General features: G+C 72.8%; 10 protein-coding genes and 1 tRNA gene. 8 read left to right on the top strand and 3 right to left on the bottom strand.

Annotated elements, in window-relative coordinates; all coding sequences use genetic code 11:
- Positions 1-127: 127 nt before the first annotated feature.
- On the bottom strand, positions 128-694 hold the full coding sequence (locus tag ACZ5NW_RS30320; protein ID WP_468747152.1) for a 5-formyltetrahydrofolate cyclo-ligase: 567 nt from the start codon (positions 692-694) through the stop codon (positions 128-130).
- A gap of 156 nt (positions 695-850) precedes the next feature.
- On the opposite strand from ACZ5NW_RS30320, the gene galU reads away from it, so the two are divergent.
- From galU to ACZ5NW_RS30285, 7 genes are all read left to right on the top strand, one after another.
- Positions 851-1,753 (top strand): UTP--glucose-1-phosphate uridylyltransferase GalU, encoded by a 903-nt coding sequence (gene galU / locus ACZ5NW_RS30315; protein ID WP_468747151.1) that lies wholly within the window; start codon positions 851-853, stop codon positions 1,751-1,753.
- 5 nt (positions 1,754-1,758) lie between these two features.
- Positions 1,759-3,081 (top strand): molybdotransferase-like divisome protein Glp, encoded by a 1,323-nt coding sequence (glp, locus tag ACZ5NW_RS30310; protein ID WP_468747150.1) that lies wholly within the window; start codon positions 1,759-1,761, stop codon positions 3,079-3,081.
- Between the two features lie 142 nt (positions 3,082-3,223).
- The gene (gene moaC / locus ACZ5NW_RS30305) at positions 3,224-3,703 is read left to right on the top strand and encodes a cyclic pyranopterin monophosphate synthase MoaC (protein ID WP_468747149.1); all 480 of its coding nucleotides are present in this window, start codon (positions 3,224-3,226) and stop codon (positions 3,701-3,703) included.
- On the top strand, positions 3,700-4,275 hold the full coding sequence (locus tag ACZ5NW_RS30300) for a MogA/MoaB family molybdenum cofactor biosynthesis protein (RefSeq protein WP_468747148.1): 576 nt from the start codon (positions 3,700-3,702) through the stop codon (positions 4,273-4,275). The genes moaC and ACZ5NW_RS30300 overlap by 4 nt, the downstream gene beginning before the upstream one ends.
- 17 nt (positions 4,276-4,292) lie before the next feature.
- A complete protein-coding gene (locus tag ACZ5NW_RS30295) occupies positions 4,293-4,940 on the top strand; it encodes a GNAT family N-acetyltransferase (protein WP_468747147.1) in 648 nt (215 codons plus the stop codon).
- Positions 4,941-5,112: 172 nt separating this feature from the next.
- Positions 5,113-6,336, top strand: coding sequence for a divisome protein SepX/GlpR (gene sepX / locus ACZ5NW_RS30290; protein ID WP_468747146.1), 1,224 nt, complete (start codon positions 5,113-5,115; stop codon positions 6,334-6,336).
- Between the two features lie 202 nt (positions 6,337-6,538).
- Positions 6,539-6,612, top strand: a tRNA-Ala gene (locus ACZ5NW_RS30285).
- 196 nt (positions 6,613-6,808) lie between these two features.
- On the opposite strand, the gene ACZ5NW_RS30280 is transcribed toward ACZ5NW_RS30285, so the two are convergent.
- The gene (locus ACZ5NW_RS30280) at positions 6,809-7,657 is read right to left on the bottom strand and encodes a GNAT family N-acetyltransferase (RefSeq protein WP_468747145.1); all 849 of its coding nucleotides are present in this window, start codon (positions 7,655-7,657) and stop codon (positions 6,809-6,811) included.
- Between the two features lie 108 nt (positions 7,658-7,765).
- Positions 7,766-8,242, bottom strand: coding sequence for a GNAT family N-acetyltransferase (locus ACZ5NW_RS30275; protein ID WP_468747144.1), 477 nt, complete (start codon positions 8,240-8,242; stop codon positions 7,766-7,768).
- A gap of 80 nt (positions 8,243-8,322) precedes the next feature.
- Between ACZ5NW_RS30275 and ACZ5NW_RS30270 the strand changes: the two genes are divergently transcribed.
- A complete protein-coding gene (locus ACZ5NW_RS30270) occupies positions 8,323-9,126 on the top strand; it encodes an exodeoxyribonuclease III (RefSeq protein ID WP_468747143.1) in 804 nt (267 codons plus the stop codon).
- Positions 9,127-9,145 lie beyond the last annotated feature (19 nt).

Below are 9,145 nucleotides of genomic sequence, written 5' to 3'. Positions count from 1 at the left end.
GAGTTGTCCTTTCCCCTGGGCGTAGGTGGAAAAAAAAACCACCAACCCCCTTGTACCAAGTCTGGGGGAAAGGACACCCCCGGGGGAGGGGCCCCCCCACGCGCGTGGGGGGGCCCCCTTCCGTGTGTCAGGAGCGCGCGTCGCCCCCGAAACGGCGCACGCCCGAGGGTGTCACCACGGCGTGCACCGGCCGGTCGTGCGCCTCCTCCGGGACATGCTCGACGACCTCGGCGTCGTACAGGAGCACCACCGTGGCCGGGCGGGCGCCCGCGCGCTCCAGACGGGCCAGCACGCGGTCGTACGAGCCTCCACCGCGGCCCAGCCGCATCCCGCGCGCGTCGACCGCGAGCCCCGGCAGCAGCACCACGTCGGCGTCCGTCACGGCGTCAGGGCCGAGCCGCGCGCCGGTCGGCTCGAACAGCGCCATCTTCCCGCCGTGTTGGACCCGCGCGAGGGAGCCCTCACCGGCGTACGCGCCCCAGTCCAGATCGTTGTCGGGCAGCAGGGCGGGAAGCAGGACCCGCACGCCCCGCGCGCGCAGCGCGTCCAGCAGCGCGAGCGTGCCGGGCTCGCTCCCGACGGAGACGTACGCCGCCACCGTGCGCGCATGCGCCAGCTCGGGAAGCTCCAGCGCGCGCGCTGCCAGCGCCGTGGCCGCTTCCCGCAGGTCATCCGCGGTCAACATGTTCCTCATCGCCACGGACTCTCGCCGCAACGTACGTTTGTCAGACTCGGCCGCGCTGTCGATGTGACGCACGTGTTGCTCCTGTTCCGATCGAATCAGGTCATATCAACATCTATTAACCGGAGCTACAGATTCCCCACAAACGCACCGGATAAGGTGGCGGGCATGACTCAGTCTCACCCAAGGATCACCAAGGCTGTCATCCCCGCGGCCGGTCTCGGCACCCGGTTCCTGCCGGCGACCAAGGCCACTCCCAAGGAGATGCTGCCGGTCGTGGACAAGCCGGCGATCCAGTACGTGGTCGAGGAGGCCGTGTCCGCGGGCCTCGACGACGTCCTCATGGTGACGGGCCGCAACAAGCGCCCCCTGGAGGACCACTTCGACCGCAACTACGAGCTCGAGTCGGCCCTGGAGAAGAAGGGCGACGCCAATCGGCTCGCCAAGGTCCAGGAGTCCAGCGACCTGGCCACCATGCACTACGTGCGCCAGGGCGACCCCAAGGGCCTCGGGCACGCGGTGCTCTGCGCGGCGCCGCACGTCGGACAGGAGCCCTTCGCCGTCCTGCTGGGCGACGACCTGATCGACCCGCGCGACCCGCTGCTGAAGCGGATGATCGACGTGCGGGAACAGCACGGCGGCAGCGTCGTCGCGCTCATGGAGGTCGCCCCCGAACAGATCCACCTCTACGGGTGCGCGGCGGTGGAACCCACCGGCGAGGGCGACGTGGTCCAGGTGACCGGCCTGGTCGAGAAGCCCGACCCGGACGACGCCCCGTCGAACTACGCCATCATCGGCCGCTACGTCCTCGACGCGAGCATCTTCGCCATACTGCGCAAGACCGAGCCGGGCCGCGGCGGCGAGATCCAGCTCACCGACGCCCTGCAGCAGCTCGCGCAGGACGAGAAGGTCGGCGGCCCCGTGCACGGCGTCGTCTTCAAGGGCCGCCGCTACGACACCGGTGACCGCGGCGACTATCTGCGTGCCATTGTCAGACTCGCGTGCGAACGTGAAGATCTGGGTCCGGACTTCCGGTCCTGGCTTCGCAGTTACGTCACCGAGGAGTTGTAACCACGTTGAGCAGCGCCGCGCCCCACCCCACCGGCCAGGACCACCTCTGGTCGGTGGACGAGCACCTGGCGGACATCCTCGCCACCGTCCGCCCCCTGGAACCCATCGAGCTGCAACTCCTCGACGCCCAGGGTTGCGTCCTGGTCGAGGACGTCACGGTGCCGGTCTCGCTGCCGCCGTTCGACAACAGCTCCATGGACGGGTACGCGGTGCGGGTCGCGGACGTCGCGGGCGCGAGCGAGGAGTTCCCCGCCGCCCTGGAGGTCGTCGGGGACGTCGCGGCGGGCCAGGCCGACCTGCTCCAGGTGGGCCCGGGACAGGCGGCCCGGATCATGACCGGCGCCCCGCTGCCGCCCGGCGCCGAGACCGTCGTCCCCGTCGAATGGACCGACGGCGGGCTCGGCGAGGGCCCCGTCGGCGGGATGCGCGCCCGCAGCCTCGCGCCCGAGGGAGCCACCGGCCACGTGCGCGTGTACCGGTCGGCGGAGGCACGCGCGCACGTACGCGCGAAGGGCAGCGACGTGAAGGCCGGCGACCGCGCCCTGGAAGCCGGCACCGTCCTCGGCCCGCCCCAGATCGCCCTGCTGGCCGCGATCGGCCGCGGCAGCGTGCGCGTACGCCCGCGCCCGCGTGTGGTCGTCCTGTCCACCGGAAGCGAACTCATCCAGCCCGGCGAGGAACTGGCCGGCGGCCAGATCTACGACTCCAACAGCTTCGCCCTCACCGCGGCCGCGCGCGACGCGGGCGCCATCGCCTACCGGGTGGGCGCCGTCGCCGACGACGCCGAGACGCTGCGCTCCACCATCGAGGACCAGCTCGTGCGCGCCGACCTGCTGGTCACCACCGGCGGCGTCAGCGTCGGCGCCTACGACGTCGTCAAGGAGGCCCTGGCGCACGTGGGCGACGAGGACGAGGCCGGCAGCGGCATCGACTTCCGCAAACTCGCCATGCAGCCCGGCAAGCCCCAGGGCTTCGGCTCCATCGGCCCCGACCACACCCCGCTGCTGGCCCTGCCCGGCAACCCGGTGTCGTCGTACGTCTCCTTCGAACTGTTCGTCCGCCCCGCCATCCGCACCCTGATGGGCCTCACGGACGTCCACCGCCCCACCACGCGCGCGAAGCTCGCCGCGGACAAGGCGCTGACCTCCCCGAAGGGGCGGCGGCAGTTCCTGCGCGGCAGCTACGCCGACGGCACCGTGCGCCCCGTCGGCGGCGCCGGATCCCACCTGGTCGCCGCCCTCGCCCAGGCCGACGCGCTGATCGTCGTCACCGAGGACGCCGAGACGGTCGAGCCGGGCACCGAGGTCGAGGTGGTCCTGCTCGGCTGAGCACGCGGGCGTGCCCGTGCGCCCGCCCGCCCGCTGGGCGATCCTGCTCCGCTGCGCACGGCGCCATGGGGGTACCGTGTCGCGCACAACAGGCCCGTGCGCCGCACCGCAGACGGGCCCGGACCAGGAGCGCCACACGAGCATGAGTACGCAGGACGGACTGACGCACATCGACGAGGCGGGCGCCGCCCGCATGGTCGACGTATCCGGCAAGGACGTGACGGCGCGCACGGCGCGCGCCAGCGGGCGCGTCCTCGTCTCACCGCGCGTGGTCGAGCTGCTGCGCGGGGAGGGCGTGCCCAAGGGCGACGCGCTGGCCACCGCGCGCATCGCCGGGATCATGGGGGCCAAACGGACCCCCGACCTGATCCCGCTGTGCCACCCCTTGGCGCTCTCCGGTGTGAAACTGGATCTGACGGTGGCGGACGACGCCGTGGAGATCCTGGCCACGGTGAAGACCACGGACCGTACGGGCGTCGAGATGGAGGCGCTCACCGCGGTCACCGTCGCCGCCCTCACGGTGATCGACATGGTCAAGGCGGTCGACAAGGGAGCGGTCATCACGGACGTGCGCGTGGAGGAGAAGACGGGCGGCAAGTCGGGCGACTGGAGCCGGTCGTGAACGGCGCGCCGTCCGCCGGTGACGCGCCGCGCGCGCCGTATCGCGCGCTGGTCGTGACCGCCTCCAACCGCGCCGCGGCGGGTGTGTACGAGGACAAGGGCGGCCCGCTCGTCGCCGACGGCCTCGAGCGCTTCGGGTTCGCCGTCGACGGGCCGCAGATCGTCCCCGACGGAGACCCCGTGGAGGCCGCCCTGCGCGCCGGCGTGGACGCCGGGTACGACGTCATCGTCACCACCGGCGGCACCGGGATCTCGCCCACCGACCGCACGCCCGAGGCCACGCGCGCGGTGCTCGACCACGAGGTGCCGGGGCTCGCCGAGGCCATCCGCGCGTACGGCCGGGAGAAGGTGCCCACCGCGGCGCTCTCCCGGGGGCTGGCCGGAGTGGCGGGAGGGACGATGATCGTCAACCTGCCCGGTTCGTCCGGCGGGGTGAAGGACGGGCTGGCCGTCCTGGAGCCCCTGCTGGTCCACGCGGTCGACCAGATCCGCGGCGGCGACCACCCCCGGCCCGACGCGCCTTCCGCGCCGGCCGGCCCCGACCGCTCCAGACGTCCTGGGGGTGCGAGCTGAACAGCCCATCCTGGCCGGTGGTCCTGACGGAGGGCGACGTCGTCCTGCGGCCGATAAAGCTGCGCGACCAGCGGGCCTGGCGCGAGGTCAACCGGCGCAACCGGGACTGGCTGCGCCCCTGGGAGGCGACCATCCCGCCGCCCGCCCCCAGCGGTCCCATCGCCCACCGGCCGACCTACCGCCAGATGGTCCGGCACCTGCGGTCCGAGGCGAACGCCGGCCGGATGCTGCCGTTCGTCATCGAGTACCAGGGGCGGCTCGTCGGGCAGTTGACGGTCGCCGGAATCACCTGGGGCTCCATGTGTTCCGGGCACGTCGGGTACTGGGTGGACGAGTCGGTCGCCGGCCGCGGAGTCATGCCGACGGCCGTGGCGCTCGTCGTGGACCACTGTTTCCGCAGCGTCGGCCTGCACCGCATCGAGGTCTGCATTCGCCCCGAGAACGGTCCCAGCCGCCGGGTCGTGGAGAAACTCGGATTCCGGGAGGAGGGGCTCAGGCCCCGTTATCTCCACATCGACGGCGCCTGGCGCGACCATCTCGTGTTCGCCCTCACCGCGGAGGAAGTGCCCGAGGGGCTGCTGGCCCGCTGGAGGCGCTCCCGTGCTCAGCGCGCCCCCCGCGACCACCAGAACGCGCCCGGGAATCACGCCGGCCCGGGAAATTGAATATATGTTCGAAAATGATCGGACGGTGACCGTCTCGGGGCATTGAATTCGCCCCTCCGGCGACCTGTTGATCGCATCGGTCACAAAAAAAGCTCGAAATATCAGCCAGATCGTGCGACACACCGGCTCAATTGGCGGATGGCCTCACGCAAACCCCTCTACCGTGTGAGGCGTGAGCAGCAGCGGCCTCATCTACGCAGTCATTGTCGGGGCCTGGGCCGCCTACTTGGTGCCGATGTGGCTCCGTAGGCAGGACGAGCTGAACGAGGCCCGTCCGACGGAACGCTTCAGCACAGCCATCCGGTTGCTGTCCGGACGGGCGGGGATGGAGCGCCGGTACGCCAAGGACCTGCGGGCGCGCTCCACCGAGGAGGGGGAGCCCGTCGCCGACCCGGACGCGGCCACCGACTCGGTGGACGTCCGGGCCTTCGCCATGCCCCCGACCCAGCCCCAGGCGCACGCACCGGTCCAGGAGCCCGAGCCCGCGCGCGACCAGCGCGAGCCGGTCGCCCCGACCCCCAAGCCCGCGCCCGCGCGGGAAGCGGGATCCGCGGCGGCGCCCCGGCGCGTTCCCGCCGCCCGGCGCGCGACGGACGCCTCAGCGCAGGCGTCCGCGGCGCGCGCTCGGCGCTTGAAGGTGCTCGCGCGCCGTCGGCGCACCACGGTGATGCTTTTCCTCGCCTTCACGCTGGGGGCCGTCGTCGCCGCCGTCGGGGGGCTCGCCTTCCTGTGGGCGCCCGGCGTACCCGCTGTCCTGCTGAGCGGGTACATCGCGCACCTGCGCTCCCAGGAGCGCCGTCGCTTCGCGTACCAGATGGACCGGCAGCGCGCGGAGGCCGCCGCCCAGCGGCTCAGGGAGCGCGCACGCCAGCCGCGGCGGCGTGCGTCCGCGTCCGCGCCCCTCGACACCGACGCGGGCGCCGGTGCAGAGGAGCCCGATCGTGATCACGAGCCCGAACCGGAGACCGACCCCGAGCTGCTGGCCCTCGCCGCGGACCGACGGGCGCTCGTCGAGCAGACCGATCACGCCGAATGGGTCGACCAGCAGCGCGAGCGGCAACGGCGCCCCGGGCCGGGGGAGAGCTGGGACCCGGTGCCGGTGCCGTTGCCGACGTATGTGACCGCGCCGGTCGCGCCGCGCGCCACGGCGGATGTGGATCTGGGCGCGCCGGACACCTGGAGCTCGGCGCGTTCGAGCGCGGTCGCCCCGGAGCAGGGGGAGCGGGAGACCGGCGCGGAGTCCGGCGAGAGCGCCCCCGGGGAGAGCAAGGAGGAGGGCGGAGAGCGCAGTGACGCTCGCCGCGCCGCCTCCGCGCGGCGGTCGCGGGAGCGGGGCCGGACGCCGCTCTTCGACCAGTACGAGGACGGCGACCGGCCGCGGGCCGCCAACGAGTGAGCTGCGGGCCGCCGACGAGTAAGGGGCGCCAACGCGCCCGAGGCGCACGCCGCTTGTGCGCTGCCACGCGCGCGGTGACGCGATGACCTTGGGATGGGTGGGCGCAGCCCCCTCGCACCCATCCGAACCCCGGTCCTGACGGCCGCCGGGGAACGGATTTCCAAGCAGGCCGATCGGGGTGCTAGAGTTTCACTCGTTGCAAGGGCCTGTGGCGCAGTCCGGTAGCGCACCTCGTTCGCATCGAGGGGGCCAGGGGTTCAAATCCCCTCAGGTCCACGCAATGACCGAATCGGCGAAAGTCGAAAGCGGTCGATGAGATCCCGTTCAGCTCGGTGAGCTGGACGGGATCTCTTTGTTTTGGGGCCAGTTCGGCAGGGCCTGCCGACGCGCGTCAGCAGTCGGGGCGCGGGCGGGCTCAGTTGGCAGCCGGGGAGCGGGCCGCCCATGAGCTGGCCGCCCATGAGCGGGCTGCCTAGGAGCGGGCCGGCTGGTTGGCGATCAGCAGAGTGGTGCCCGTGGGGCGGAAGCCCAGGCGGGCGTAGATGCGGGCGATCGTCTCGGACGCGTAGGCGAGGAAGACGGTGTGCACGCCGTGAGCGCGGGCGTGGGCGGCGAGGGCCGTCGTGACGGCCGCGCCGAGGCCCTGACGTCGTGCCGTGGGCAGGGTGCCCACGCCGCCGATCTCGGTGGCGCCGTGCGACGGGTGGTAGTGGCCGACCGCGAGCGGCGTGTCGTCCGGCGCGAGGGCCGCGACGAGGGTCTTGTGGCCGGCGCGGAGGGTGGGGCGGACGGCGTCCAGCGTTCCGTCCGCCGTGACGGTCTCCGCCGCCGCCAGTAGCTCCTCCCGTCCCGCGGCGCCCACCGCGGTGCCTGTCGCGGCGAAGGCCAGGCGGGGCAGCGCCAGGGCCGCGGGCAGCGCCGGGTCGTCTGCTGTCAGCGCGCGGAGCGTGACGCCGTCCGGCAGCGGCTGGGGCGGCAGCGGGTGCCGCGGGTCGAGGTCCATCAGCGGGCGCTCCAGCACCGGGAGGCCGGTGGCCTCGATCAAGGCGCGCAGACTCGGCGCCGACTGGTCGAGCCACTCGAAGGCCTCCGGCACGCCCAGGGCGCGCTGGCGCGCGCGTACGCGCGCGATGTCGGCGGCGGTCACGGCCGCCGAGCCCGCCGCCGTGGGCTGGGCGTGGCTCGGGCCGCCGTAGTACGGGGCGCCCGGCTCCCGGCGTACGAACAGGCGCAACGGGCCGAAGTCCTCGGCCTCCGCGAACAGGAGGGGCGCCGTGGCGTAGTACTGCTCGATCCGGGTGCGCAGCGGGAGATCGGTCATGCGGCGCATCCCACCATCCGGTGGCCTCGCGCCGCATCCGGATAACGCGCGCGGGAGGCGTCTCGCGCGGTCAGCGCGCGCGTGGCGGCCGCTGGGCGCCGGCGCGGCTCACAGATCCTTCGCGAAGCAGCGGCTGGCGTTGTGGAAGCGGTAGTAGCCGAACTTGACGCAGGGCTCGTAGCCGCTGGAGGTGTACAGGGCGATCGCCTCCGGCTGCTGGGTGCCGGTCTCCAGGACCATGCGGACGCGGCCGGCCGCGCGCGCGTCGTCCTCCAGGGCGGTCAGGATGCGGCGGGCGAGGCCGAGGCCGCGCATCTCCTTGATGACGAACATGCGCTTGAGCTCGGCGTCGCCGTCCTGGTTGCCCTCGCCGTTGCTGTCCTGGCTGCGCCAGCCGCCGGTGGCGACGGGGCGGTCCGCCTCGTCGTACGCGATGAAGTACACGCCGCGCGGGGGCTCGAAGTCGGACGGGTGCAGGTGGGTGGCGTCGCCGCCGTCGCCGTAGCGCTCGTGGTACTCGGCCTGGACCTCGTCGTTGAGCTTGACGGCGTCGGGGTGGTCGAAGGAGACCCGGCGTATATTCATGCTGCTCACTGTACTTCTATGCGACCTGTTCTCGGCGGACGTTTTCTGGACCGTGTCCAGTGTGCCGGTATCGTTCCGCCGTGCTGACTGTGACCTCCGTGAACGTGAACGGGCTGCGTGCCGCCGGGAAGAAGGGCTTCGTGAAGTGGCTCGCGGAGACCTCCGCCGATGTGCTGTGCCTGCAGGAGGTGCGGGCCGAGCCCGAGCAGCTCCCCGAGAACGTGCGCGCTCCGGAGGGCTGGCACGTCGTGCACGCGCCCGCGGCCGCCAAGGGGCGCGCGGGCGTCTCGCTGTACACCCGGCGCGAGCCGGACGCCGTCCGCGTCGGCTTCGGCTCGACCGAGTTCGACGGCAGCGGGCGCTACGTCGAGGCCGACCTGCCCGGCGTGACCGTCGCCTCCCTCTATCTGCCCTCCGGTGAGGTCGGCACCGAGCGGCAGGACGAGAAGGTCCGCTTCATGGGCGAGTTCCTGGCCCACCTGAAGGGCCTGCGCGAGCGGGCCGCCGCCGACGGGCGGGAGGTCCTCGTATGCGGCGACTGGAACATCGCCCACCAGCAGGCCGACCTCAAGAACTGGCGCGGCAACACCAAGAACTCCGGCTTTCTCCCCGAGGAGCGCGAGTGGCTCACGCGCGTGTTCACGCCGGAGGAGGGCGGCTACGTCGACGTCGTGCGCGCCCTGCATCCCGAGGTGGAGGGGCCGTACACCTGGTGGTCCTACCGCGGGCGGGCCTTCGACAACGACACGGGGTGGCGCATCGACTACCACGTCTCCACGCCGGGACTCGCCGCCAAGGCCGTCAAGGGGTACGTGGAGCGCGCGGCCACGCACGCGGAGCGGTGGTCGGACCACGCGCCCGTGACCGTCGTCTACAACCTGTGACGGTCGCGCGCGCCGCGTG

The organism is Streptomyces sp. NPDC032126 (assembly GCF_055580085.1).
This window is presented reverse-complemented; position numbering and strand designations above follow the sequence as displayed.

What these genes read in the sequence shown, in the direction of transcription:
- ACZ5NW_RS30320 (WP_468747152.1), bottom strand. Translation starts at nt 694, where the DNA reads ATGAGGAACATGTTGACCGCGGATGACCTGCGGGAAGCGGCCACGGCG.
- ACZ5NW_RS30275 (WP_468747144.1), bottom strand. Translation starts at nt 8,242, where the DNA reads ATGAATATACGCCGGGTCTCCTTCGACCACCCCGACGCCGTCAAGCTC.
- ACZ5NW_RS30280 (WP_468747145.1), bottom strand. Translation starts at nt 7,657, where the DNA reads ATGACCGATCTCCCGCTGCGCACCCGGATCGAGCAGTACTACGCCACG.
- moaC (WP_468747149.1), top strand. Translation starts at nt 3,224, where the DNA reads ATGAGTACGCAGGACGGACTGACGCACATCGACGAGGCGGGCGCCGCC.
- galU (WP_468747151.1), top strand. Translation starts at nt 851, where the DNA reads ATGACTCAGTCTCACCCAAGGATCACCAAGGCTGTCATCCCCGCGGCC.